At 41.6% G+C, this 26,987-nt stretch carries 22 protein-coding genes and 4 tRNA genes; 10 read left to right on the top strand and 16 right to left on the bottom strand.

Annotated features, from left to right (window positions below; genetic code table 11):
* The first annotated feature begins 9 nt into the window (after positions 1 to 9).
* Together ACFI6G_RS08275 and manA are read left to right on the top strand one after the other, a co-directional pair.
* Positions 10 to 1,242: a glycerate kinase gene (locus tag ACFI6G_RS08275; RefSeq protein WP_010430017.1), complete on the top strand. Its 1,233-nt coding sequence runs from the start codon at positions 10 to 12 to the stop codon at positions 1,240 to 1,242.
* The gene (gene manA, locus ACFI6G_RS08270) at positions 1,232 to 2,428 is read left to right on the top strand and encodes a mannose-6-phosphate isomerase, class I (RefSeq protein WP_010430016.1); all 1,197 of its coding nucleotides are present in this window, start codon (positions 1,232 to 1,234) and stop codon (positions 2,426 to 2,428) included. Before ACFI6G_RS08275 ends, manA begins: the two co-directional genes overlap by 11 nt.
* A gap of 150 nt (positions 2,429 to 2,578) precedes the next feature.
* On the opposite strand, the gene ACFI6G_RS08265 is transcribed toward manA, so the two are convergent.
* Complete coding sequence (locus ACFI6G_RS08265) at positions 2,579 to 3,949, bottom strand: endonuclease/exonuclease/phosphatase family protein (protein ID WP_016793379.1); 1,371 nt, start codon at positions 3,947 to 3,949, stop codon at positions 2,579 to 2,581.
* Positions 3,950 to 4,226: 277 nt separating this feature from the next.
* Entirely contained in the window at positions 4,227 to 5,369 is a 1,143-nt protein-coding gene (locus tag ACFI6G_RS08260) for an acyl-CoA desaturase (RefSeq protein WP_462710232.1), read from the bottom strand.
* A 166-nt stretch (positions 5,370 to 5,535) separates the two neighbouring features.
* Here ACFI6G_RS08260 and ACFI6G_RS08255 point away from each other — a divergent pair, with 166 nt between their 5' ends.
* A complete protein-coding gene (locus ACFI6G_RS08255; protein WP_010430012.1) occupies positions 5,536 to 6,081 on the top strand; it encodes a GNAT family N-acetyltransferase in 546 nt (181 codons plus the stop codon).
* A 146-nt stretch (positions 6,082 to 6,227) separates the two neighbouring features.
* On the opposite strand, the gene ACFI6G_RS08250 is transcribed toward ACFI6G_RS08255, so the two are convergent.
* The 14 genes from ACFI6G_RS08250 to ACFI6G_RS08185 all read right to left on the bottom strand — a co-directional run bounded on the left by ACFI6G_RS08250 (position 6,228) and on the right by ACFI6G_RS08185 (position 20,655).
* On the bottom strand, positions 6,228 to 7,253 hold the full coding sequence (locus ACFI6G_RS08250; RefSeq protein WP_010430010.1) for a GGDEF domain-containing protein: 1,026 nt from the start codon (positions 7,251 to 7,253) through the stop codon (positions 6,228 to 6,230).
* A 253-nt stretch (positions 7,254 to 7,506) separates the two neighbouring features.
* Entirely contained in the window at positions 7,507 to 8,442 is a 936-nt protein-coding gene (gene ylqF, locus ACFI6G_RS08245) for a ribosome biogenesis GTPase YlqF (protein ID WP_010430008.1), read from the bottom strand.
* A 178-nt stretch (positions 8,443 to 8,620) separates the two neighbouring features.
* Entirely contained in the window at positions 8,621 to 9,115 is a 495-nt protein-coding gene (locus tag ACFI6G_RS08240; protein WP_010430006.1) for a hypothetical protein, read from the bottom strand.
* Positions 9,106 to 9,831 carry a winged helix-turn-helix domain-containing protein gene (locus tag ACFI6G_RS08235; RefSeq protein WP_016768095.1) on the bottom strand — a complete coding sequence of 242 codons (726 nt, stop codon included), beginning with the start codon at positions 9,829 to 9,831 and terminating at the stop codon, positions 9,106 to 9,108. Before ACFI6G_RS08235 ends, ACFI6G_RS08240 begins: the two co-directional genes overlap by 10 nt.
* Positions 9,832 to 9,990: 159 nt before the next feature.
* On the bottom strand, positions 9,991 to 10,959 hold the full coding sequence (locus ACFI6G_RS08230) for a DUF2860 family protein (protein ID WP_010430002.1): 969 nt from the start codon (positions 10,957 to 10,959) through the stop codon (positions 9,991 to 9,993).
* Positions 10,960 to 11,570: 611 nt separating this feature from the next.
* Entirely contained in the window at positions 11,571 to 12,266 is a 696-nt protein-coding gene (locus tag ACFI6G_RS08225) for a helix-turn-helix transcriptional regulator (protein ID WP_010430000.1), read from the bottom strand.
* Positions 12,267 to 12,360: 94 nt separating this feature from the next.
* Positions 12,361 to 13,242, bottom strand: coding sequence for a hypothetical protein (locus ACFI6G_RS08220; RefSeq protein ID WP_010429997.1), 882 nt, complete (start codon positions 13,240 to 13,242; stop codon positions 12,361 to 12,363).
* Positions 13,232 to 15,616 carry a fimbria/pilus outer membrane usher protein gene (locus ACFI6G_RS08215; RefSeq protein WP_010429994.1) on the bottom strand — a complete coding sequence of 795 codons (2,385 nt, stop codon included), beginning with the start codon at positions 15,614 to 15,616 and terminating at the stop codon, positions 13,232 to 13,234. Before ACFI6G_RS08215 ends, ACFI6G_RS08220 begins: the two co-directional genes overlap by 11 nt.
* A gap of 91 nt (positions 15,617 to 15,707) precedes the next feature.
* The gene (locus ACFI6G_RS08210; RefSeq protein ID WP_010429992.1) at positions 15,708 to 16,394 is read right to left on the bottom strand and encodes a fimbrial biogenesis chaperone; all 687 of its coding nucleotides are present in this window, start codon (positions 16,392 to 16,394) and stop codon (positions 15,708 to 15,710) included.
* Positions 16,395 to 16,396: 2 nt separating this feature from the next.
* Positions 16,397 to 17,122 carry a fimbrial biogenesis chaperone gene (locus tag ACFI6G_RS08205; RefSeq protein WP_010429989.1) on the bottom strand — a complete coding sequence of 242 codons (726 nt, stop codon included), beginning with the start codon at positions 17,120 to 17,122 and terminating at the stop codon, positions 16,397 to 16,399.
* 90 nt (positions 17,123 to 17,212) lie between these two features.
* The gene (locus ACFI6G_RS08200) at positions 17,213 to 17,710 is read right to left on the bottom strand and encodes a hypothetical protein (RefSeq protein WP_010429987.1); all 498 of its coding nucleotides are present in this window, start codon (positions 17,708 to 17,710) and stop codon (positions 17,213 to 17,215) included.
* Positions 17,711 to 17,787: 77 nt separating this feature from the next.
* Entirely contained in the window at positions 17,788 to 18,297 is a 510-nt protein-coding gene (locus ACFI6G_RS08195; RefSeq protein ID WP_010429985.1) for a hypothetical protein, read from the bottom strand.
* Between the two features lie 820 nt (positions 18,298 to 19,117).
* Positions 19,118 to 20,122, bottom strand: coding sequence for a low-specificity L-threonine aldolase (gene ltaE, locus ACFI6G_RS08190; RefSeq protein ID WP_016768093.1), 1,005 nt, complete (start codon positions 20,120 to 20,122; stop codon positions 19,118 to 19,120).
* A 17-nt stretch (positions 20,123 to 20,139) separates the two neighbouring features.
* Positions 20,140 to 20,655 (bottom strand): NUDIX hydrolase, encoded by a 516-nt coding sequence (locus tag ACFI6G_RS08185; protein ID WP_016768092.1) that lies wholly within the window; start codon positions 20,653 to 20,655, stop codon positions 20,140 to 20,142.
* Between the two features lie 288 nt (positions 20,656 to 20,943).
* On the opposite strand from ACFI6G_RS08185, the gene ACFI6G_RS08180 reads away from it, so the two are divergent.
* From ACFI6G_RS08180 to ACFI6G_RS08150, 7 genes are all read left to right on the top strand, one after another.
* Positions 20,944 to 22,599, top strand: coding sequence for an ATPase RavA domain-containing protein (locus ACFI6G_RS08180; protein WP_010429979.1), 1,656 nt, complete (start codon positions 20,944 to 20,946; stop codon positions 22,597 to 22,599).
* 12 nt (positions 22,600 to 22,611) lie between these two features.
* Complete coding sequence (gene viaA / locus ACFI6G_RS08175) at positions 22,612 to 24,057, top strand: ATPase RavA stimulator ViaA (protein WP_010429977.1); 1,446 nt, start codon at positions 22,612 to 22,614, stop codon at positions 24,055 to 24,057.
* A 197-nt stretch (positions 24,058 to 24,254) separates the two neighbouring features.
* A tRNA-Cys gene (locus ACFI6G_RS08170) sits at positions 24,255 to 24,328 on the top strand.
* Positions 24,329 to 24,378: 50 nt separating this feature from the next.
* A tRNA-Gly gene (locus tag ACFI6G_RS08165) sits at positions 24,379 to 24,454 on the top strand.
* 79 nt (positions 24,455 to 24,533) lie between these two features.
* Positions 24,534 to 24,620, top strand: a tRNA-Leu gene (locus ACFI6G_RS08160).
* Between the two features lie 61 nt (positions 24,621 to 24,681).
* Positions 24,682 to 24,755: transfer RNA gene (locus ACFI6G_RS08155), tRNA-Cys, on the top strand.
* A gap of 317 nt (positions 24,756 to 25,072) precedes the next feature.
* Complete coding sequence (locus ACFI6G_RS08150; protein ID WP_456303206.1) at positions 25,073 to 26,962, top strand: methyl-accepting chemotaxis protein; 1,890 nt, start codon at positions 25,073 to 25,075, stop codon at positions 26,960 to 26,962.
* Positions 26,963 to 26,987 lie beyond the last annotated feature (25 nt).

The following is a 26,987-nucleotide window of genomic DNA, read 5'->3' as shown; positions in this document are numbered from 1 at the left end:
TGAACGACAATGAAAATTGTAATTGCCCCCGATTCATTTAAAGAATCACTCGACGCCCATCAAGTAGCGTCTTGTATTGAGCGCGGATTTGCTGACGTTTTCCCTCACGCAGAGTTTGTGAAAATGCCACTCGCCGATGGTGGAGAAGGCACCGTAGATGTGTTGTTAGCGGCGCTCAATGGCAAGAAGCAGCAGTTGCTAACGACGGATCCAATCGGACGGGATTGCTCGGCTTACTGGGCATCTTTAGAACAGACAGTTGATGGCGACAACGTAAAAACTGCTTTGGTGGAATTTGCTCAAGCATCGGGTTTAGACCGATTAACAGTAGAAGAAAGAGCACCGCTAATCGCATCTTCGTTTGGTACCGGGTTATTGATCAAAGATGCATTAGATCAAGGTGTTGAACAAATCATCATTGGTCTGGGCGGCAGCGCAACTAATGACGCGGGTGCTGGCATCTTACAAGCGTTGGGAGGCAAGTTATTCGACAAAAAAGGCAACGAGCTATCTGGTGGCGGCGCCGAGTTAAGCCAGTTAGCAAGCATCGATCTTGATGGACTGCACCCTAGATGCAAAGAAGTGACGTTCGTGGTCGCATGTGATGTGAATAATCCACTGTGTGGCGAAAGCGGAGCAAGTGCCGTGTTTGGTCCACAAAAAGGGGCTTCACAAGCTCAAGTTGAACAACTTGATACTGCGATCGATCACTTTGCCGATATCGCTCAAACACATACAGGTACTAATCACCGCGACACCGCTGGTTTTGGTGCGGCTGGCGGTACACCTTTGGGGTTAAGTCTGGCATTCAATATCCAAATTAAAGCGGGTATTGAGATGGTACTAGATGCTTTGGATGCAGATAAGGTTCTTGAAGGTGCTTCACTGGTCTTGACCGGAGAGGGACAGATGGACAACCAAACCCTGCAAGGTAAAACACCTTTTGGTATAGCTCAGCGCGCTCAAAAACTGAATATTCCAACCATTGGTATTGCAGGCTCTTTGGGTAAAGAGGTTGAAAAGCTTTACGGCTCAATGTCTAGCTTGTTTGGAACCGTACGTTCTCCTCAGTCTTTGTCTCAAGTGCTTGGTGAATCGGAACAAAACCTGATTCGTACCTCTCGAAACGTCGCAGCGACTCTGCAATTAGGCCAACAAATTTTATCTACTCCAACGCCCATGCAAAGTAAAGGCGATCAGTTAGCAATAAAAGACAACAGTGAGAATTACTATGCAAACTAATCTATTCAAGCTTGATAACGTTATTCAAAACTATGTTTGGGGCAGCCAAGTGGCGATGAATGATCTGTTTGGTATCGAAAATCCAAACAACGAGCCACAAGCTGAAATTTGGATGGGTGCTCACCCAAATGGTTGCTCAAAAATTGCTGAGAATGGCGAATTGCTTTCTGATTTGATCAAGAAAGATCCTATCTCAGTATTGGGTGATTACACCGTTCAGCGCTTTGGTAATCTTCCTTACTTGTTCAAAGTTTTGGCAGCTGATAAAGCACTGTCGGTACAGGTTCACCCTCGTAGAGATAAAGCACAGATTGGCTTCTCAAAAGAGAATGACTTAGGTATTGAATTAGGTGCTTCGAACCGAAACTACCGCGACGACAACCATAAGCCAGAGTTGGTTTACGCGCTGACTTTCTACAAAGCGATGAACGGATTCAGACCTGTTGCAGAAATTATTTCTTTATTTGAACAGGCGAACATTGTAACGCTTAACGAAGATCTAGACGCGCTTAAAGCTCTCCCAACATCCCAAGGTTTGAAACAGTTCTTTACTGTGGTGATGAGCCTTTCTGGAGAAAAGAAAACAACCGCGTTAAACGAGCTAAAAATCGCAATGGAACAACGTCCACGCACAGCAAAAGCACGTGAAGCCTTTGATCTGATTAAGAGCTTCGTTGACGAATATTCAGATGACATCGGCTTGTTCTCACCATTGATTCTTAACGTGATCGAGTTAGAGCCGGGTGAGGCGATGTTCTTGCATGCTGAGACGCCACACGCGTATGTACAAGGCACTGGCTTAGAGATCATGGCGAACTCAGATAACGTACTTCGCGCGGGTTTAACACCTAAGCACATGGATGTGGTTGAGCTGATTGATAACACCAAATTTGAGTCTATCAATCATGAAGACTTACGTTTGGCGCCGACTAAAATGGACGGTAAGTTAGGTTACGCAATCCCAGTCGACGATTTTGGTTTTGAAGTACTTGAGTGTGTTGAAGGAGAAAGCCGTTCGCAGTTTGTTCGAAGTGCAGAAATCTTATTCTGCATGACAGGTGAAGTATCAATTATGTGCGGAGAGAAAGCCGTGAAATTGAAAGCCGGTGAGTCTGCGTTCGTTTGCCACAGCGCAACCAGTTACCAATATCAAGGGAGCGGCACATTGGCTCGTGCGTTTAATTAGTTCCCCCGACGTTAGCGCATTAATGTAACGCTTTATTGGTAAATCTCAGAGTTTATGTTCTCTGATTTGCCCATAGGTTCTCTGACCTATGGGCTTTTTTGTTGCTAGTTAAAATCGAGTAATGATTTTAGCTTAGGGGGGGGGACGCAGCTACTTTGAAAAGCCTACTTTTACCCAGATCATACGGTGGTCAGATGAAACATCTTTACCGTTACCATAATCACCAATTCGTGAGTCATTGAATAACTGACGTCCTTCTTCATATGAAGCTGACCAATAAACACCAGATTCAATAATACTTAATGTGGCTGATGGAAGAGCGTAATCAACCGCAAGTCCAAATGTTGAAGTGATACGGTTTGGTTGTGGGTGAGATGACGATTTATCCACGGCATGTTCAGCTGCACCATAACTGGTCGGGTATAAATGACCATTGGTGACTTCTTGATTAACCAGTGCATCGTTGTGCAAGTCTTGCATTACAGAACTAATACCGTCTCCATCTACTGGGTCTAGGTTTTGATCACCCATCATGACAAAGTGCTTGCCTTGTTCTAGGCCTCCCGTTTTTCCAGAATCATCATAGATGAACGATTTATTTTGAATGTATTGGTGCCAGAAGTCGACTTCTGCTGCGTTTTGCTCAATGTTCTTACCCACATCAAAAGCCGGAGGAGTAGGGTGAGACATCAGCAAGTGAACGGTTTCTGTCCCGTTTTTAGTTGGAATTAGGATCGGTGCATCAACGTGGTTTTTTGATGATAGACGAACTTCTTCCCACTCAGCAGTTGTGTACCACTCTTCGCCACAACCCATACCGACAGGGAACTTACTAGGATCATCACACACTGTGATTGTTGGGATGGTTGAACCTTCAAGATCTTTCCATTTAAATTCTTGAAATGTACGAGTGTTTGCCGTGTCGATTTCGTATTTAGACATCAAAGCAAACGCGTATTGACCATGGTAGAAACCGAAACCCCAGGCATCTCCGGGTAGTGTCCCAGGAGTACCATCATTGTCTAAATCAAAGCCAAATTCGTTCAATAAGCCGGTGTTGGTTGAGTAGCTTTCAAAGTATGGGTATGAGATTGGCTCTAGGTTAGCATCGCCGCCTGCACCTTCAATACTTTGAGCGACAGAAAGGTAGTTTTTCTGGAAGCCTTCTAGCGCCGATTTGTCGGTGCCAGTACCGTCATTGTTAAACTCAGCCATCATAAGTACGTCAGGACGATTCTTTTGAATCACGGCTGCTACATTACGGATCTGAATCACTTTGGCCGCTGTCTCTTTGTCTGCAGCACCAATCGTGTTATCCAAATAATCGGATACTAGCGTTGCCTGAACACTTGGTTCGATTTGCATTTCTGTTACAAGAGCTTCAAAGGTTGTTCGGTCAAAAGACAGGTTGTAAGTTGCGATTTTGACTTCTTCAGGTTGAACATAATCAGTGTCGCTGCTGCAACCAATTAAAAGAGCTGAAGAAATGGCGAAAGCGATAGATGTTTTTAACAATTTCATAAAATGGATCCGCTAATTGCATGAAAGAATTGTGGGATGCAAATGTTATGGAATGAATATCGTTCTGTAAGTGATAGTCGTCACATTGAAAGTTGATGATCGACATGGTGTTACATTGAAAGTGTGATATTTGGAACTAACCTTTGTTATTTTAATAAAGACAAAAATTCCATATATTTAATTAGAAGCGTAAATTAAAAAGCCCTCATAGTAATATGAGGGCTCTTGAGTTAGAACTAAACAACGTTGTTATTGGGGTGTTAAGCGCATTGTTTTACTAAGCATATTGATCCACTGTCATTGCCCAATTTCTCTTTTGTTGTTCAAAATTCATTTTGATCTGCTGGTATCGAACTTTTAGTACTGAATGCTCGTACTTTTTCACGACGTCTTCACGTTTGCTTTCAAGTAGCTGCTTTTTAACTTCATAGTACTCATTCATATTTGATACAAGTGCATCGAACTCTTCCTGAAGCTTGTCTGCTATTTGTTGCTTGTCGGCACGGTGCATGATCTTTTGCTGCGTGCGTTTCAATAGCATTGATGCTTCCGCTTTTTCAATACGAGCTTGAGGCGTTTTCTTAAGTTTACTTGCTAGACCCATCAATGAAGCGCTTTTAATCAACCATTTAGTGGGATCGTATTGCCACCAGTAAATGCCGTTACGGTAGTCGTTTTCAAAGATATGATGGAAGTTATGGTAGCCTTCGCCAAAAGTAAGAACCGCTAACACACCGTTATCACGTGCTGTATTTTTATCTGTGAAAGGTTGGCTACCCCAGATATGAGCAAGCGAGTTAATAAAGAAGGTTGTGTGATGGTTAAGCACTAAGCGTACCGCACCCACGATTAACAACATGCCAATCACATCGCCGTAAATCACACCTAATGCGATAGGGACTCCAAAGTTCATGAGAAGAGCAAGTAACACGTAGTGCTTATGTTGCCACATCACGATTTTATCTTTTTTAAGGTCACGACAGTTTTCGTAATCGGTGTACATCGCAGTGTTGTAGTTACGAATCATCCAACCGATGTGTGAGTACCAAAAACCGCGCTTGGCTGAATAAGGGTCTTTGTCGTTATTGTCGACATGTTTGTGGTGCACACGGTGATCAGAAGACCAATGCAGTGCGCTATTTTGGAGAGCAAATGCACCACCCAAGGCAAATAGAAACCTGAGGCTTGAATGCGCTTCAAACGCTTTATGTGACCAGAGGCGGTGGTAACCTGTAGTGATTGACAGATTGCAGAAAGTAAAACAGATCGCTAGCCATATCCAGTGCTCCATACCATAGCCAAAAAAGTAGCCATAAATGGGAGCTGCGACAACAGCAAGCAGCATACTAAAAGAGAATACAAAAATATTGAGCCAGATTAATGGCGGCTTTTTTGTTGATGATTTGTCGGCACTATTCATTAGCAAATTTCCATTGGGCTTACATCTGTACGCTAGAATATCAGCGTACACGTGTAAGTCAATATTGAAAGTGTAAACGTGTATTAGTATGTTTTGCTTAAATATTGTATAAAGGTAGTATGAAATGTAGTAGCAAGTCAGAAATGGAAGTACTAAGGGCTAATAAATGGAAATTAAGGTAGCTGAATATAAAGATTATGAGCGGATTGCCCAATTACATGCGGATAGCTGGAAGCTATATTACCGTGGGATTCTCGCTGATGATTACTTGGAAAATGATGTTTTGGAGGACAGATCTGTTATTTGGCAGACTCGTTTGATTAATCCTCCTTTTAACCAACATGTATTATTGCTTGAAGAGGGTGGTTTACTGGTTGGTTTTGTCTGTGCGTTTGGCAATCACAACTTTGAGCGTGGTACGTTCATTGATGCTTTACATGTGGATAATGCCTATCGTGGCCGTGGTGTAGGCAAGCGCTTGTTGTCTGAACTATCTAAGTGGTTGCAACAATATTATTCGGATTCGGGACTTTATCTAGAAGTGATGTCTGAAAATCACCAAGCTATTGCTTTTTATCAAGCGATTGGTGGAAAAGAAGAACTGGAACAGGTTTGGAATGCACCATGTGGAAGTCAAGTGACCGAGAAAGTAATCTCTTGGGAATCTCCCGTAGAACTTGAGCAGAAGACAGCGAGTGCTGTGTATTCTTAGTCGCTTCTCGTTGTGAAATTGTTCCTTACTAAATAATAAAGTTCAACCAAAGCTCCTTTAAAGCTTAAGAATAAAAATAAAAGCCCCGAGCATTAGATTGTTCGGGGCTTTTTTGATTAGGGTAGATGTTTCTAATGATTGTGCGTTTAGTCGCACCAAGTGATCTGGTTTCTACCGTTTTTCTTCGAAATGTATAGCGCTTGATCGGCGTCGTTGATGAGTTGCTCAACAGACCCAAGAGCTTGAGGCGAATGTTTCACACCAATTGAGATGGTAACTTCCAATCTAAGGTCAGAGGGCGACTCTAAAAGAGAACCAACTAATGATCTGATTGAGGCTTCGGTTTCGCCTTGCACCATGATCAAGAACTCTTCACCGCCATACCTAAAACAGTTACTGCTGCTCGGTAGTCTTTGTTTAATCTCGTTAGCCAATTCTTTGATAACCATATCACCCATTTGATGTCCGTAAGTGTCGTTAATCGACTTGAAATGGTCTATATCGATCATGATTGATGTAATGGATAACTGACGGTTAATACTGGGTTCTATGACTTGATGAAGATATAGACGGTTATAACAACCTGTTAGCGCATCTCTATATGAAAGCGCTTCGTATTGGCTAGATTGTTTACGCAGTTGGATGGCTTGTTTTCGCAGTTGTTCCGATTGAATAAAGCGTTTATGTACTTCAAAATCTCGTCTTAAGCACGCCGCCGCTATAAGGATGTAGGCGGATATGTAAACAGAAATCGTTTCAATTTCATGGTTAGGTTCAGCCGCGTACAGATAAGGGGATAAACCAATAATGTAGCTTAAAAATATGAAGGTGAGCGCGGTTATACTGTAACTCGCTGACAACCTTGAGAAGGTTCCGACATAGATCATCACAATGATGATGCCACCTTGGTAATCAAAATCCCCAAGCTCAATAGCGAAACGACCAACATAAACTAGAAATAGAGCACTGATTATTAAGAAAGCCGCTTCTAATTGTTGTAACGAGCTGGGCTTGTATTTAATGCAGTAAGATGCAGTAAACCACATGGCAATAACGATTATGGCTCTTAGTAGAGCTGGGATGATACATTCAGCACCGAAGTGTATGAAATCGGTGATCATAAACGCAAAAAATATTGTGATTGGAATGTAGATGGATTTTACGTACGGCAAATAAATTTCATTATCGAAATAGGTTTTAAATCTCTGATTTTTGAACCCAGAATAAGCGCGCATTAAGAAGTTAGCCGAAATTGATACACAATAATTTGCGTAGTATGTCACAGTGTTTCAGATTGTAAACGGCAGTTTCTATTGATTCGTCAGTATGTTAGCTAGATCAAAAAACGTAGAGCGAAAACATTCACGTTCTACCGAAATAGAACGTGAATAGCTTAGAGGCAGGAGTAAAAGTGAAGAACAGCGATTAGCGTTTGTTTTTTAAGTAACGCTTACGACGTTCTTCTTTCTTCTTAATTTGTTGTTCTGCTTTTAGCGCAGCCGCAGCTTCAACTTCGATCAGCTCTTTTGTTATCATTTCTGGCAGCTCAAGCGTTACTTTACCTAAAGTGCCGCTACGAAGTTCGTGAAGTAAGATTTCAGAACATTTATGAATATCGATATGACCACCAGCTCGAAGTGCTCCACGCTTGCGACCAATCGCTTCCATTAATTCAATGTCAGACTCTGGTAGCTCTTCAATTTGGTAGCGTTCTTTAAGTAGGTTAGGGTACTGTTTCGCTAAGTATTCAACTGTATAAAAAGCAACTTCGTCGTATTCCATTGCTGTATCTTTAACTGCACCAGTTGCTGCTAGGCGAAAACCACTATGTGGGTTTTCCACTTTAGGCCAAAGGATTCCAGGAGTATCAGAAAGGATTACGCCATTTTGTAGGTTGATACGTTGTTGGCGACGAGTTACTGCCGGTTGGTTACCCGTTACCGCAATTGTACGCCCAGCTAAGCAGTTGATGATGGTCGACTTACCTACATTTGGGATACCCATAATCATAGTTCGGATGTTTTTGCCCATCTGTTCACGGTGAGGTGCTAGCTTACGCACTAGCTCCATTACGTGATTTACTTCTTCTTTTACGCTAGTGGTAATTGCAATCGCTTTAACGCCTTGTTCTTTCTCAAAGTGCTCAATCCAAAGTTGAGTGAGTTCCGGATCGGCAAGGTCGCGTTTGTTTAAGACTTTGACACAAGGCTTATCGCCGCGCAGTGAAGAGATCATTGGGTTTTCGCTACTGAACGGAATACGAGCGTCCAATACTTCGATGATCACATCAACCTGTGGGATAACTTCTTCGATTTCTTTGCGGGCTTTATGCATGTGACCCGGAAACCATTGAATAGACATAGAGATAAACCTTGATAAATATATTTGCTGCACATTGTAAGGGTTCGATAGGGCGTGTAAAGCCATATCTATATAGTGATGATAAAGATATGAACTTATCGCCACCTCACAATGATTTCAGTCGATGCTAGCTTCACTCGGGTTGATATGCATGGGTAAGTCTTCATTTTTCCAACAACTATTGATGACGCTTGAGAATTACGCCCATCTTCTCGCCGAATGCGAGGGTTAAATACATGAATATTTCATCGTCATCGACCGCCCATGACTCACCTGAAACTAAGCTGCCCGTCTGCGGTAACTCACGGTTTAAGTAAATTTCAAGCGCTTCCTTATTGGTGTAATTCAGTTCAGTTAATGAGAAGGTGACTTTTGAGTCGACTCGTCTTTGCACTTGTATGTTGCTGGTAACGCTGGTTTGAAAAGGCGTAGTAACATCGGATTTGGGTTCGAATGTGGTAATTAAGCGAGCACTTTCTGATTCAGGGCTATCGATGATCAGTTGTGTGTTGATAAGCAGAGAGCGTTCGCCATAATTAACGACCGAGTGTCCGCTCCAAAAGCCAGTAAATGGTTTCGTTGGTGTGTAGCTGAGTTGGAATAAGAGAAAACCAACGACCACACAAACGGTCCAGATTACGAGAACTTTATGATGTTTGGATTTTAATCGCATAAGGTAACTTGCTCTTGATAAGTGCAATGAACGGTTACTTCATCGTCTTTTAAATATATAGCCTCAACCTGGCGGTTTTCATCTATTACTATTGTAGGCGTTTGGGATAGGGTATCGATGTGCTGGTTTTCTGCTTCGATTATAGAAACTCGTTCTAGATATCGTATTGGTGGGGTAAGCAAAGAAGCTAACCGGTAGCCAATCGCAATCGCTAGTAAACAACCAATCACGACAAGGGCTCCAAAACGTTGTAAACGGATTTCGTCTTGCTGTACGATTTTATGCGACTCTAAAGGCTTGGATTCTTCTGCTTGAACTTCCAATGGTAAGTGGTTGGCAACGGGAGCTATGAATGCTGCTTCCACTGAGCAAGTCTCAGTGTTGTTTTTGACTAATTTCGGTTCGATAGCCAACAAATACCCTGTCTTGGGGATCGTACGAATCAATGAACGTTTATCATCACCCAGAGCAGTTCTTAATCGTTTGACCAATTGGTTGATCGTTACGTCTGTGGCATACGTGTTTTCGTAAAGTTCCTTAACTATGTTTTCTCTAGATAGTACATCAGGAACTCGTTTGATCAACGCATTCAACAAAGCCGATTCTTTTGCTCTTAATTGAGTCAGAACTTGGTTTTTGGATAAAACTCCTGAGGTTGATGAGTACAAGTATTCACCAATAAGGTACACAGGTGGCTCTAAAGTGAGTTTGGTCATAAATTAATAATAAGTGGGCAAATTGCGGAATAGAAACTTATTTAATTATGGCACTTTAGTCGTCATATCGTCATCAAATTTATAGGTTTTAGTACCAGTCAGTATTTCGCTAAGGCGATCGTGATACTAACTGATAAGTGAACCAACTTGTGAAACCGATCAGAAGGCGTAGTTTAAAGAAGCTGACACTAACCATTCTCGATGTGTAAAGAAGTCTATGTTTGAGTGGTTCTTTCGAGTTCCGGTAAACGTCGCGATGCTCCAATTTTCCCAACTTCCAAGATCTTTGTACTCATAAGCGATGAATAATCTATAACTATTGTCGGTTCTGCTTTGATCGAATATTGGATTATCTGCACGGTAATCGCTGTGAGCGTAGTTACCTGTGATAGCTACAGCATACGATGAAGATACAAAGAAGTACGATGCTTCAATACCATATCTGTTGTGTTGATTTGCTTTGCCATAAGCATCATGGAACGTGTAGCTTAAACCGTAATTGATGCCCGATTGACGGCTTAACATCGAAAGGTACTGAGCTTTAATGAAGTACGCCTGGCTATCTCGCTCTAGAAGCTGACTAGGGACATTGTCTTCCTCTACGTCTGCGTAGGCGTATGCCATATCTAGCGAAATATTCGTTTGTGAAAGGTTACTTAATTTCATGCGTACAGCACCGCCATCAACATCGGTTTTCGTGCGGCTTTCGTCGATTTCATATGGGTTAGTCCATACTTCGCCTGGAATTACGGTTGGCAAGTAGGCCACATCAACGGTTGTGCCCGAGTCTAATTGTTTTTGGTAACCAAACTCGAATGCCAGCGTACCGACCGATAAATCATCACGAGATGTACCCACATATAAACGGTGAGTTCGATCTGCACCGAAATCAAAATTCAAATTTCCCAGAGGAGTAAAAATGGCCTTGTCACCATAGTCGCCGCGGTTTGATTTTTTACCTAAATTTGGGTTGCCCTCGGTGTAGAGATTTGAATCTGAGTGTGTGTAGAGAGTAGCGAAGAGTATTTCGCCGCTGAGTTGATCCCACTCTACCGCATGTACAGTCGCTGTTACCGAGGCTGTAAGTATAGCTGTCAGGGCAATTAAAGACATTTTTGTCGCGTTCATAACAATCTCAATATTAGGCTTACCTTCAACTTTCCTTGTCGTATGGTTAGAAATCCGTTCTATTAAATCAATTCAAAAACATGCGATTCGACCTGAGGTGATTGGATTGCTGGTATCGACATCACATTAGAGAGTTCGACGTATTGGCTTGAACTCATGAATGAGAGGTGAATTATTCATGGAACCGGAAAATAAGGCTAATGACAAAAAATGACTTTATGGTTTTTAATTAAGTTATTGATATTTAATAATTATTATTAAATGTCACTTTTGTAGGGTCGGTGGGATTACACATATTTAGAGAGGATTTAGTTGTTTTTAGATGTTTGGTTTCAAAAAATCGTTACAATCGACTCTAGAATTAATTCTTAGTAGGGAGGTGAGGTAAAGATGAATTCATGTCTGTTGTGACGCTTAAGTAACAGCAACATCTTTAAATTTTGTCCAACTTTGACTTAGTCGAACCTTCATTACGTCAACGTATGAATTTGTGAGTTAGCGGTTTTTATTCCTTTCTAGCAAACTTTCTGAGGAATGCTTGTTTAAGGTAAAATAGTGAAGCGTCTGATGAATTGGAAGATTAAGGCTTCAATTGATTTTTATATCTATAGTCATGCCTTGAATTTTACATCTGGTTGTATAATAGATTCTAAACTATTGATAAAATTTGCTTTTTTTATTGCTTCTTTTCGATTAGTAACATTGATTTTCTTATATATGTTGTATACATGTGTTTTTACCGTGCTTTCTGAAATAAACAGGTCGCTTGATATTTCTAAATTTGAATCACCTCTAATGACTCGTTTAAATATTTGAATTTCTCTTTTTGTTAGGCTGGACAGTATTACCTCCGACTTGACAGTATACGAGCGTGCATTGGACAAAATATGTGACATCAGCTTTCTCGGTAACCATAAATCATCGTCACATACTGTTTTCAAACAACGTGTAAGGTGATCGATAGGCGCATCTTGATAGATTACCCCTTTTAAATTAAATAAATTGAATAATTGCATTACGGTAATGCTTTGTCCTGTGATATCTTCAGGAACGTCATAGACCACCCACTTACTGGACTCTAGGTTTGATAGAGTGACGTTGATATCTTTTATATCGGTCAACAATAAATAGCTAATGATAACGACATCAAATTCTTTATGATTAAGTGAACGTTCAATATCTAAAATACATTCCCTATTAAAGGAGAAATCACTGTATTTTTCTATTTCTCGTTGGATAAACTGGTTGTTAATACCGTTGTCACCAATTAGGAGTATGTGTTTTAAATTATTCTTATGGTCATACATAACTTACTCCGCAACTAACAATTGATTTTTAATTTTATGATGTTGGATTTTATATAATTGGGTGCAATGTCTCATTTTTTATATAATTACATATTTACGGTTGTTGTGAAAGGCGAGGTTCAATAGAAATTTGTAATGTGTCGTCATATTGCCCTCCTGGTTTATTCTCTGTTTCTCCAATGACAAAACTCAAAGGAATAGGCTGACCAATTGTCGAAGCAAGACGTTGGATTCGTGCATCCAACTGATCAAGGTTTACTCTGTCATTATCTAGGGAGAGTTGATATGGGATGTCCCATTTAGTGTCATTTGATTCATGGCGTAACTTTCCTTGATAAGCTGATTCCAAAACAATGGTATAGCCTGTATTACTTTGAACCCACAAGTTAGGTGCAGAACGAATCACTTTATTTGAATATAATGTACCGAGATCAAGGTCATAGTGTTGTTGGGTTAGCCCATAAAAGTGAATTTTTGCAGCGGGTGGGACGTTAACTGAAACAGGCAGTGAGCTTGGGCTGATTTCTATTTGTTTGTTGTCTGAAGTATAAGAAGGCGAGACCTCTAAAAGTCCTCGATAGGTTCCTGACTCTAACCATTGTTTGCTTGGAAAGCGCATTTGTATCGTTGCGGATTGTTGACTGTCGGTTAATGACAGATGCCACTGATTAGCCACAGGCATGCCAACGAACCCACTCCATTCAAAGTTGAGCCTGTCTTGGTTTGACCCTTTTAACGACCGACTTGTATCGCTAAGTTGTAAAATCAGGCTCAACTCACAGGGTTCGCCGATTATGTTTGCATCTATACGGTAAGTATTTATTGTCGCAAAATTCCCTGCGCTGAAAACGTCATACTGTGATTGTGAGGAGACGGGTTGAATAGCCAATGCACTAGCTTCACACGCAAATGCAGAAGAAACATGGCTTATGGCGATGAGGCTTAATGCTCCACAAAGAAGTTGTTTATTCCACATACACATCTCCTAGTCTTATCAAGTTGTCACTGCGTTCACTGAGGGTGATGATGACTGATTCCTGTCCTTTGGTGTCGAGTACCAATTGATATTTACCTGGCTTTAATCCAGAGATTGCAAAAATTCCGTTACGATTAGTAAAGAAATCAATCGGTAATTGTTTTGCTTCACCAAGGTAATGTGCTACGCCTGCGACAAGTGAAATAGGGTTGTTACTTTGACGATCGAATAGCTTGCCAATAACGGTTAAGACAGCATCGGAGCCTATCTGTAGTTGGTAGCCCTGTTTATAACCAGGCTTAACCCAGAACGCACCATCACCTAAGTCATACCCAGGCGGTAAGTTATCGACTTCGTAACCGATCACTTGGCCATTATAAGCAACAAGATCAGGGACCATAGCATTGCCATCTCCTCTAAGATAGACACGTGCGTACTCAGCATCTTTTGTCGGGTCGATAGCCAGATCATTCTCTTTAAGGCTTTTATGTTTGCTAACAATCGCAAATGCTTCACGAACTGGTCTGCCGATCGTCACAGATGAACCTGCAAAAGCAAGTGCGCTGCTGATCGTCACGTCTGTACTATGGTTTCGTGTTTCACCACTAATATCTTCAAGCCGTGAAGCGTGAGTCGCATTCAATTCATAACGGTTGGCCGTATAGTTAATACCGGCATCCATATCTGCATCTGTTTCTTCGTTAGTTACAATACTTGCAAAGCCTGATATACCGCCGGTGTTACCAATATTATTTTGATAACTGTAATCTAATGCTGCTTCGTTGAGCTCTGTTGTGTAACGACCGACTACGCGAGTTTGTCGGCTAAGAGGCCAACTTATTGTGACTGTGGTACTAATGTCATCGTCTTCGGTTGCGTTATGTTGATAGCTCAAGCGTGCACTCCATGTAGCGGGAGTATCAAATAGCCCTGCTGATAGGCTCGGACTGATCAACCAATAATCGTTCTCTTCATCGACTCCTGTTCGGTAGTTGAGGGTCATAGCCGCGCGTAAAGACTGGCCTAGATAAATGGAGCCGAATGCTGAGGCAAAATGGGTGGTTAAGTTTATATCGACATTGGAAGCATCAAATCCTGTCACACCCGTAAAGTTATTGGTTAGATATTCGTAACTTACACTTAGTTGTGGGGTCAGCGTATTTGCACTGGAAAACTCTGCATCGAAAGCAAATTTATAAGCATCGCCAGTTCCAAATGTAGGGTGTTCGCTACGTGAAGCATTGAATTCAGTGACACCCCATGTAGAAGCAACTAAAGCGGTGGCACCATATTGGTATAGATCTTCACGGGATTGGAAATTAGTGCCTAAAGTTAACCAAGGGTTAATACCCACATCGATATAACCATGCAAAATGCGTTCGTCGGTTAGATACTCGATTTGCCCATTCTGTAATTCAGATGGTGCTCCATACATAATGCTATATTCGAACTCGCCGCTATTGAGCAAGTCGTTACCTGTCGCAATCGAAAACTCGATGCGTTCTTCATTACCCGAACGATCGGTGATGACCAGCACAATATCATTACTACCTTGCGCAAGAGGGATATCACTAAGGTTATAGCTACCGGCCCCTAGGGTTAACCGTTGAACTGCGATCCCATCAATATAGACATCGACATTAGATGCTCTTTGTAGTGTGAATGATTGATTAGCTCTTGGACGCGCGTTTCTAGTTGGAATAAGGGTGAAATCTCGAGTTAAGCCAATACCAAGAATGTCGGTGCTATCTTGAAAAGATTGACCGCTGTTGTACATATCGCCTAGTACCAGTCGTGTACCTTGTTCGGCAAAATCAATGTTTAGGCGAGAGCCTTCTCTTATGTATCTCGATTCTTGCGATGAGCCGTTTTCTAAATAGGATTCATACTCAAAATTTAGAAAGCCAATGTTAAGAGCGGAGTCGAATTGGCTACGATAAAGATCCTGTCTTGAGGAGTTTTGATCGATATATTGACTCTCGTTCGCGGAGAGGGCCAAGTTAATGTACCCACTGAACATACTTGGCTCTGCATAATTATAAAAATCATTCGCGCCATTCATCGACAGTTGCTGTGTTAAGCTAAATTCAGGCGGTACCGTCACGATACATTCTAATGACGAAAAGTCGAAACTAAGACCTAACCCTACGAGTTCAAATTGATGTTGAGACAACATCTCGTTATCTGTCGTGTTACTCAGTTTATTGATACCTTCTTGAGTCACCACTGAAGAAAGGAGAGTGAGAGTGCTTTCTTTAGGCAGCAATATCTCATTGTTAGCGGTAATGATAATATCCGCTTCACCCAATATAGTGTCACTTATTCTTAGTAACGAGGTGAGTTGAATGTCTCGCCCTGTCGGATTCAATACCATTTTTTGACTCCAAACGTTAGGAATGAAGGCGGCAAAATAAAAAAGTATCAATACCAAGATATACAAAAAATGCCATGTCTTGTGATAGGTTCTAGTTTTCATACCCATGGTAAGTGCCCACTGGTAAGTGATTTAAAGAAGAAGGCAAAGTTATAGTTGAGCGCGGTGGGACAAATTGTTCACCTAAAGCTTCGTGTACTTTTTGGTTTTGAGATTCAAGCCCTGTAAAATTAAGTAACGATGTGTAGGTAAACCGCGTCCCTGTATTGGTCAATGTGAGTTGCCCTTTTTCACCTATGTGCAATTTCACGTCTGGCTCAAGCGAAGAAGAGTGAATATGCAATAGCGCATTGTAATGAACTTGTAAGTTGATACCCGTAGCTAAACCTGTCGGCATATCAAATTTGGCGTTGTTCTGGCTAATATTCGCGGTACTAAAGCGAATGAAGTAACTCTGAGACGTTTTGAGTAATCTATTGCCCAACCATTGTATACGGAATACTTGACGCTCCCCAGGTGCTAGCATTGCAGCCGGAGGAAACACAAACATTTCTTCATTCGACAGTTCCGATGTTTCAAATGTGCCATCGGATAAAAAATTCAAACGGCGAACGTTGGCTTCAAGAGGGAGAGTCTGTGTCGAATTATTAGTCACAACCAGCTGTGATGTTGCTCTATGATCAGTGTTGAGCTCAATGACGGTTGGAAATAGTGTTATGCCAAACGTCTGTGCACATAAAAAGCAATAAACGAGCCCTCCGAAAATACAACGTCTCATCACTACTGATCCTGTTCTATTTCAATCGATAGGGTCTTAAAGTCATAATTTTTAAGTGGCATCATTTCAAAAAAACGCGTGGAATACGGAAGCACTAAAGTTCCTGGAATGCGCTTGGCGATTTCTACGCCTTTCAAATACGTTGAGTGTGTACCGTCTGATACTTTCCATGTTGTATTCGTTAATCGACCATAACTATTACCACTGTTAAGCACTTCTAGAACCCATTTGTTGTTCTTGTCATTTTGCTCGATACTTTTTATCTCTAACTGAGAAGTCGTGTTTTGTGGTCGTACGTTGATCAGCGTATTAAACTGAAGCAAGAGACTTACTTGTCCTTGGTTGCTACTCGCTCTCTCTACCTTCACCTGTTTAACAGCGATACGATACGCTTTTGATTCTGTGATGGAAGGATCACCTAAATATCGCACCATAATTGATTGCGATCGTCCAGGCTCAATAATCGCGGTCACCGGAATTACTAATAGCTCGTCATCTGCAGGCGTCGTAGTTTCTTTCCCGTATTCGTTCATCGTCATAAATACTGGAGACAATTCCACTGTTAGTGGTTCGGTAGATGAATTATCCACTCTCATTGTCATTTGAGCCCTTTTACCAAGCGGTGTCATTTCCATAGACATCGGCTCTACCTTGAACGCATGGGCAGATAAACACGTAAATGACAATAAAAGAAGAACAATCCATTTCTGCATGATCCATTTATACATATCGAGGAGCTCCAAACTAAACTTATGTCGGTAAGGTTTAAGATTCAGATTAAGTCGGAGGCCAACTAGTGGCCTCCGACTTACTGACCTCTAATTTGAGGTAATATTTACGGTTAATGTATCTGAGTAGCCACCTGCCCATGGCGAGGTTTCTGTCGTAACAATATCAATGGTCGCGGCAACACCAGTAGCTAATGCACCAGAACCACCATAAGAGTTACTCACTGAAACATCATTTTGACCTGGGCCCCCAGGAGCATTAAGTGTGAAAGGAGCTAGGCCCGAAGGGCTAAATGTTGCATCGTAGGTAAGAGCGTAGTCTTCGCTATCGTCTGACTCTAGACCACCTTCAGCACTTGTTAGTGTCACAGTTGCACCATCGACGTCATTACACTTCATGTTCAGACCGCCAACAGAAATGTTTTGAATTTGAGACACGTTACCAAAGTCCATGAGTTGTGTTGAAAGGCCGGTAACTTCACATACAGGTGAAACAAAACCAACTAACTGGACGTCACCAGGAGCGGCTTGAACTTGAGCACCAAAAATAGCAGTGGCTGTTGCTGCGTAGATTGTTAGCTTTTTCATTAGAAATTCCTTTATCTTAAATGATTGGCTCAAATACTGCTGAGCATTTGTTATTCTGCAGATACATTGCAGAGGTCTTACTTTGTCACGCTATGAATCGAGGGATAAACTTCGATTTCAATCACGTCTTTATAATAACCTGCGAAGTGCAAGCTATTTTCAAGTGCAACCCTAAGGCTCCCTTGTTGAGAGAAAGGAATTACACCAGAACTGTCTATCATTACAGGTGATAAGAGTTGACTGCTGTGTCGACTTTCGTTAAGACGAAGCTCATCTATTTGTAATGACAAATTATAAGTTTCAATAATATCAACGCCTTGTTGTTGATATTTTAGGCCACCGTATTTGGAGTTAATCGTTATACCCAATGGGCGGTTACAATACACATTAAAAGGTAACGATTGAACATCGAGATGTTCGGTAAATTTCATAACGTTGCCAGAGAAAAAATTTATTTCGCATCGATCTTTGATCTTGCCGTTAATTCCTAACGTTAAAGTATTGGCGCTGACATTAAATGAAAGTGACAACCCCAAAATTAACGTGGAGAGAGTGAGGCTATGAAGAAACCAACATACTTTGTACATAAGCTCACCTCTCCCTAATCGAATGTAACGTGTTGCTTGGTTAACAAAACTATAAGAGCTACAAAAAATGGCGAAGTAGTAAAAAAAGTTGATTATTATTCAGAAGTATGAGATTTCGTATGATTTTGAGTTGGAAGAGTGATACAAAAATTTAGATAACAATTTCATATTCAATTAGATACATAGAATTTACCTAAGTACCAGTTTGATTGAGAATTTTTATTGAATTGATAAAATTTAAACTATGGTCTACGCGTTTGTTTAAAGTCTTAGATTATGGTGACTTTACCTAAATAACTCTATTAACGTGATGGTCCTAAAAAATAAATACAACGTCTAAAATGTTTGTAGATAAATCCAATGGAGCGAAGTGAAATAGCAATGAAGGATGATGAATTATTAGAAATTGAAAATTATTTTCTATTTAAATTAACACCTTAAAATACATCTTATAAATGCAATATGTTAACCACTAATTACCGTACGAATGACAATTAAATATAGCGAAGTTGTTCTGAGTGCATATTTTGGTTTTTTTCATCACCAGCCTAACTCTATTTAACGCACGGGATATCGCTTGAATTTGGGAGGAAAGGTCACCCTGCTATGTTTGGATGATTTATTGAAGATATTTATATAGGACAAAACGAGATTTAGTTTTGTTGGCGTTAATGTGGTGTTTTTTAAGACATTGAGGCTGGTGTAAAGGTGTTATTTTCCTTATATGAACGGTTGATGACTCTTTTTAAGACGAAAAAAGGCTCCCCTTTGAAGAGAAGCTTCATCATTAATAGTTTATCGATGACAAATTAACCTAAAGTTAAAGTACATTTTCCAATTTTTGTAAGAAAGTCACGATATCTTCTGCGCTAATATCTCTATGGGTGACAAAGCGAACAGGGTTGCCTGGCGACATTGTAATGCCTTGTTCACTCAGCTCACTTGCGATGCGGTTAATATCAACAGACTCATCTAATTTAGCAAACACGATGTTGGTTTGAATGAAGTCAGGATTGACAGAGAAGCCTTCTAGCTTGCTTAGACCAATCGCTAGATTTTTTGCGTTCTCGTGATCGACTTTTAGTTGAGCAACATTTTCTGTTAGTGCCATTTTGCCTGCAGCGGCAAGAATACCGGCTTGACGCATACCCCCACCAACCATCTTACGCAGACGACGTGCTTTAGCGATGTACTCTTTGTTGCCCAATAGCAGTGAGCCGATCGGAGCGCCTAAACCTTTTGATAAACAAATCGTCATCGAGTCGAAGTGCTGTGCGATTTCTTTCACGTGGACATTTAAAGCGGCTGCCGCGTTGTATACACGAGCGCCATCCAAGTGCATTTGTAAACCATATTGGTTTACGAACTCACGAGCGTTAGCTAAATATGACATTGGCAGCACTTTACCATTGATCGTATTTTCTAGGCTCAGAAGTTTAGTGCGCGCAAAATGACTGTCGTCTGGCTTAATCGCAGAAGCAAGCTTTTTAAAATCTAATGTGCCGTCCGGGTTGTTCTCTATTGGTTGAGGTTGAATAGAGCCTAATACTGCAGCGCCGCCAGCTTCGTATTTGTAGTTGTGAGCTTGTTGGCCACACAGATACTCGTCACCACGCTCACAGTGCGCCATTAAACCGAGAAGGTTGGCTTGAGTACCCGAAGAAGTGAACATTGCAGCTTCAAAGCCTGTTTCAGTTGCGGCCCATTGCTCTAGTTCATTTACGGTAGGGTCATCTCCGTAGACATCGTCACCTACATCTGCGTTTGCCATTGCATCACGCATAGCTTGTGAAGGTTTGGTTACGGTATCAGAACGAAAGTCCATGTTTCTCTCCTAGAGTTTTATAAATAGCCACATAGTTGTGCTTTGCTCAAACAAGCGATGGTTTTGGTATCGGTAATTTGATCGCAGCGAATTTTATCGTGCAGTTCTTTTAAGCTAAGTTCGATGACCTCTATTACTTCATCTTCATCACACTCAAAGCGAGTCGTATGATTGAGGTCTTTTGCGACGAATAGGTGTTGTATCTCATCACAGAACCCTGCAAGTGGGGTAACTTGCCCTAAGCTTTGGAATGATTTGGCACTGTAGCCTGTTTCTTCTTCGAGCTCTCGTTGTGCACATTCAAGTGGTGTCTCATTAACTTCCATCGTTCCAGCTGGTAGTTCTAATAGCCATTTTTTGAGTGAAGGACGAAACTGGTTAATGAGGATAATCTTTCCAGACGACGTAATAGGTAGAATAACAGCCGCGCCAGGGTGGTGTATTGTTGTATGCTTTACCACGACGTTCGTAGGGAGCGTCACGTTCTCTTCTACGAGAGAAATACTTTTCCATTGATGGATAACTTTACTCATGCAGTCTTGCCACATTCCTTGTCAATTTATCGCGTTACTGAAGACGTGCACCACCTTAACGTCTATGGTGTCGAAAATAAAAGAAAATTTAGGCTCAGTTACCGATTTAGTTTCACACCGTTCGTGAGGTTACTCTCATATTTGGAATCTATGATTGCGCCAAAATTACGACCGTAACCATCTGATATAAATGCAACTCAATAATAAAATACACTTGTAACAAAGTGCTAACAAATGTATAAAAACATATCTACACTCTCAATTGTTCAAAGATTTTCGGAGTAACGCATGAACCCTTCTATTTCTTCACATGCTGACAAGGCGCTACTCTCTGAAAGAATCAATAAATTAGCGCAAGCTCTGTCTGACGGTGTCTATGAAAGAGAAGACACGATTAAGCTTTGTTTACTGGCTGCTTTAGCGGGTGAAAGTGTGTTTTTACTCGGTCCTCCGGGTATCGCAAAAAGCCTTATCGCTAAGCGTCTCATACAGGCTTTTGACAACAGCAGCTACTTCGAATATCTGATGACGCGTTTCTCTACTCCAGAGGAAGTGTTTGGCCCGCTAAGTATCCAAGAATTAAAAGACAACGGACGTTACGTAAGACTAACTGAGGGTTACTTGCCAACCGCGCAAGTCGTATTTCTTGATGAGATCTGGAAAGCTGGTCCTGCCATCCTAAATACGTTACTTACAGTAGTTAATGAGAAAACATTCAAAAACGGCAGTGACATTGAACGTGTGCCGATGCGTTTATTAGTCTCGGCATCCAACGAACTTCCAGATGAAGATAGTGGCTTAGAAGCGCTGTATGACCGGATGCTAGTCCGTGTGTTTGTAAACCGTATTCAAAACAAGCAAAATTTCAAATCAATGCTGACGACTGGTACATCTCAAGAAGCCGTGATTCCAAAAGGTTTAGCGATTACCGACATTGAATACCACCAATGGCAGAAAGAACTCGATAAGTTGGAATTGACAGATAATTCCTTCAACAAGCTGTTTGAACTAAAAACCATGCTTGAGGAGACAGTTAAGAAACAAGGCTCCTCTTCAGAATCAGATCTGTATGTGTCAGACAGACGCTGGAAGAAAGCCGTCAAACTGTTGAAAGCGAGTGCGTTCTTCAGTGGCAGAGATAGCGTGAATCCATTAGATATCATGCTCCTGCAAGATTGCTTATGGCATAGCCCAGAGTCGCGTGATGTGGTTCGTAGTGTTGTAAAAGATTTCGCACTTAACCGAGCATTTGACCAACAAGAGTCGAAAGCTCAAATCGAAATGTCTCGTGAAGAGCTAGAAGAAATTCAAGATGATGTTGAATCGACGTTGTCGGTTTCGTTATCGATGGAATCAACCAGTGGCTTGTTACGTAAAGACGTGTATCAACATGATATTAAGAACGCGAAGATGTACAGCGTAGGTAGTGCTTACAATTTAGTGAAACTGGTCTTACTGCAAAGCAACATGTCGGTATCTGAATCAGAGAAAGGTGACAGCCGCTGGGTATACGTGGCGAAAGATGATTTTGACCGTGTTCTTAAAGAAGGGCACGGTGATATTTACGGCTACGTCAACGAAAACAAAAATCTATGTCGTCTAAAGTTGGATCTTGATGCCTCTAATCAGCTCGTTATCAAAGATATTGCGAACCGCTCTGTGTTGGTTAGCGTTGTAACGACTGATGGGTTAGATCAAGAATTGTATAACAAATGGTTAAGTGGCGCTGAGAGAGCACTAGAACAGTTGACTGAAGCTGAGTTCAAGTTAAAGAGAGTCCGCACCGAGTTCCACGACGCATTACCTCATAACTACATTGATCCAGAGCTACCAAAAGCGATGGAATCAAGCTTACAAGCAGTAACTCAAGACCTTGAAACGACAAAAGTGAAGAGCAGTAAGATCGCTCAACGCATCAAGTTCATGAGTCAGTACTTCGAGTAAGGGGAGACAAGTATGTTAGGAGCAGATGGCTTAAACCTTGCTTTGATGGTTGCTGATTCGGGCATCATTGATACGGCGATGAATGATCTCATCGCTCGTTCTCAAGTTATGATGGCTGCTGAGAACAAAGGCGTCAAAACATCGGTAAAAAACCATTTAGTTAAATGGCGCGGAAAAGTGAAAAAACGCGTGACCAAAGTGTGTGAGACCGACCGCTTCCAAGAGGAAATAGCACTTTATCAAGAAGTGATTTATTGGAATGAAGGCCAGTTTTTTGATGACATAGACGGAGTCATCAAAAAGTTGGAGTGGCACTCTGCGTTCTATCTACAAGCACGACGTTTAATGGAAAACAACAAAGGCGTTTATAACGCTATGTTTCCACATTACTTTTGTGATCAATGGTATCAGTCGTTATCTGAAGCCATTAAGCAAGCTCAAGTAACCGAACTTGAAACAAGCAAAGAAAAAGTCTTAGCGGATCTTTATCAGCGCATGGAAACCATGAAGAACATGGACAAAGTGACTGAGTCAGGTGATGAAGGCAGCGTAGGGCGCTTGTGGGATATGGCTTCAGCTAAGTTGAGTAAAACTGACCTAACCGTAATGAAGCGTCATGCAGAGTTCTTAAATAAACATAAAGGCCTGCAAGAAATAGCTGAAAAACTCGGCCGTATGGCGGGTGAGGAAGACGATCCTTCGCTACACAAAGCCCCTGTAGAAGAGCTACAGATGGTTGAAGAGAAAAGCGATGAAGCGGTAGATGATATTGTCGGGATTCACGAGAGTGATGACTTGAACAAGATGCTACCAAACGAAACTATGTTCTTAGCTTATCCTGAGCTCGAAGTTATCTTTTATAAACATCTGGCGGACAAGCGCTTACTGAGTTATCGATCTCAAGGTAAATCTCGTACTTTACGCAAAGTGAAAGCGCAAAAGCCAGATAGTAAGAATATCGATATTGAAAAAGGACCGTTCATCGTTTGTGTGGATGCTTCAGGTTCAATGAGTGGATTTCCAGAGCAATCTGCCAAAGCAATGGCTTATGCCCTGATGCAAATCGCTCTCGCGGAAGAGCGAGACTGTTACGTGATTCTGTTTTCTTCTGAGCAGATTACCTATGAGTTAACAAAACAAGATGGTTTACGTGAAGCGAGTGACTTCTTAAGCTACTCATTCCACGGTGGTACTGATCTAGAACCTGTTTTGATGAAGTCAATTGATTTGATGACCGGAGATAAATACAAGAACGCAGATTTGATTGTGCTTTCTGATTTTATTGCACCAAAACAATCTGACGAAATGATTGCTCAAGTCGAAAAATTGAAAGAGCACAAAAACCGTTTCCACGCGGTAAGCCTATCTAAGTACGGCAACCCACAACTTATGACCATGTTTGACCATTGTTGGGCTTACCACCCAAGCCTTGTTGGCCGTTTTATGAAAAAGTGGTAGCGTTCGACCACTCCAATTAAATCCCTTTTGCTGTGTGTTTTTTGACTCAAGAGATCGAACATGCAGCAATTTGATTTAAATGTCAGCAAACGGAATTTAAATTCACTTTTTTGTTTGACTATCTTCCCTCAATCCGTAAAGTAAGCACCCGAACACAGGGGTAGCTTATTTAACTCCCTAAAGTGTTGATGTAAGAAGGCGCCTTGGCAGAGTGGCTATGCAGCGGATTGCAAATCCGTGGACCTCGGTTCGACTCCGGGAGGCGCCTCCATTCTCTTCTTCTTTTTGTTTAGACAAAGGGATGAGCAGAAGAATGACAATGCGATACTAGCTCAGTTGGTAGAGCGCAACCTTGCCAAGGTTGAGGTCATCGGTTCGAACCCGATGTATCGCTCCAAATTTTGTAATGTTGATTCATTTGACATTAAGATGGTGTTTTACTTTTCAGTAATCGGCATCGCAATAAAGAATTGCGTGCCCTGGTGGTGGAATTGGTAGACACAAGGGATTTAAAATCCCTCGGCGTTCGCGCTGTGCCGGTTCAAGTCCGGCCCGGGGCACCATCTATTTGATTGCTACTTTTGGTAGAAATCACAGAGTAGTTCTCTTAAAACACTCATTGAAGGCGCCTTGGCAGAGTGGCTATGCAGCGGATTGCAAATCCGTGGACCTCGGTTCGACTCCGGGAGGCGCCTCCAATCTTCAGAAAAAACCAGTCCTAGTGGCTGGTTTTTTCGTTTCAGATATACCACCGAACAACCTGCCTTCTAGCCCACTTATTTAACAACTCAATCATTATTCATGTCACCTGTTTCGCACTTGTGCCATTATTTACCATTACTCTGCGTTACTTTGAGTTTGTCGGCTGAGTAATATGTAAATAAACAGAAGTCACAAATTATTACTGTACTCAATTTGTTTCATTTATATGAGTGTTAACTCTCTTTAATTCATATATATAGGTGAGAGCATAGAACTTTATATTTCTTTAATTGTTCTATAAGAGGTTCTTAATATGCAATTTAGTCTAAAGAGAAAAATGGTTTTCTCTGTAGTTTTAGCGATTGCTGTTACATCTGCCATCCTTCTTTTTATGGGTTATAAGACTTTTCAAAGTAACAGTTGGCAATCAATAGAGAGTGAGAGTCGAAACACACTCCAAGCGCATGCAAAGGGCATCAGCGATTGGTTTTATGATAAGAAACAAGCAGTACACGGACTAAAACAACAAGTTCAACTTAACCCGTCATTAGATATAGTGCCACACTTACGTCAAACCCTTGTGTCTGGTGGGTTTGGGTTGAGTTACTACGGTAACAAACAAGGTGAGATGTTTCGCCACGATCCTTCATTAAATAAAGCGGGCTATGACCCTAGAGCTCGAGGTTGGTACAAACAAACTTTAGCAGAAAATCGCGCGGTCACTACTAAGCCATATGTAAGCGTCACTATGCAAACCTTAGTGGTGACCTTAACTGATCCTGTGACCGAAAATGGTTCGATTATTGGTGTGGTGGCGTCAAATCTCGCATTAGACAAGCTTATTGACGATGTCTTGGCCATTCAGGTTCCAGGTAATGGGCGAGCGATCCTAATAGATAAGCAAGGTACGGTCGTTGCCCATAAGAATAAAGATTTCATCCTTAAGCAAGTCAAAGAGATAGCACCAGAATTAAGTGTTGCTGGATTAAATAGTGCCGCACAAAACTTAACGACAATTTTTACAAAAGTTGATGGTTATGAGCGCGTCATCATGGCTGAGCCTATTAAAGGCACCGACTGGCTTCTTGTGATTGAAATGGACAAAGACGTATTAGAACAACCGTTGTTCGATATGCTGATCAGTCAGGTAACGACAGGATTGATCGTATTGATCGTTATGGCTGCGGCAACGTCGTGGTTTGTCGCTCGTCAATTGGTGGAATTAGGACGAGTGAGCGAAGCTTTAGCTGATATTGCTGAAGGGGAAGGAGATTTAACACAACGCCTCCAAGTATCGAGTCAAGATGAAGTCGGGCAACTTGCCGATAAGTTCAATGTGTTTGTCGATAGGCTACATGAGATGATGAAAAATGTTACCCAAGTTTCAACTGCCATGAATAACGGTGCAGAACATGCGAACACAAGCGCATTGAAACGTAGCGATAGCGTAAGCCGACAACAAGACGAGATCACTATGGTAGCAACAGCTGTAACCGAAATGGCGACAGCAACCTCTGAAATCGCGTCTAATGCAGACAATACAGCAAAAAGTGCAAGTCATTCTGTTGAGTTAAGCGAACAAGGCTTCCAACAAATGGCGAAGAGTCAATCATCAATCAATGAGCTGTCTATTGAGTTAACCAGCGCAGTCTCTATCATTAGTGAGCTTGAAGAACACGGTCAACAAATCGCGTCAATCTTAGCGACAATACGTGAGATCGCAGAGCAAACTAATTTGCTTGCACTCAATGCGGCAATTGAAGCAGCGAGGGCCGGAGAGCAAGGTCGTGGTTTTGCGGTGGTTGCTGACGAAGTACGAGTATTGTCACAACGTACTCATGCTTCAACGGAAGAGATTGAAGACAAGATCAAGCGTTTACAACAAGCGACTAGCGGTGCTGTTAAAGTAATGACACAAAGTCACGATATGGCAAAAACTAGCGTACGCGATGTGGATATGGCCGGAGAAAGCTTGGCTCAAATACGCGAAGCGATTCAGATGATCAGCGACATGGCGACTCAAATTGCCTCAGCCGCAGAAGAGCAATCTTTAGTGACCGCGGAAATCAACGCCAATACTGAGTCGGTGCGTGAAGTAAGTGACGTGATGGCGCTTGATGCGTCAGATGCAGTCTCGCAAGCCGACCAACTCAGTCACTTAGCTAACGATCTCAAACAGGAACTCTCTAGATTTAAATTATAAGTCCAGTTACAACCATACAGAGCAC

The sequence above is a fragment of the Vibrio sp. PSi01 genome (assembly GCF_054960695.1).
This window is presented reverse-complemented; position numbering and strand designations above follow the sequence as displayed.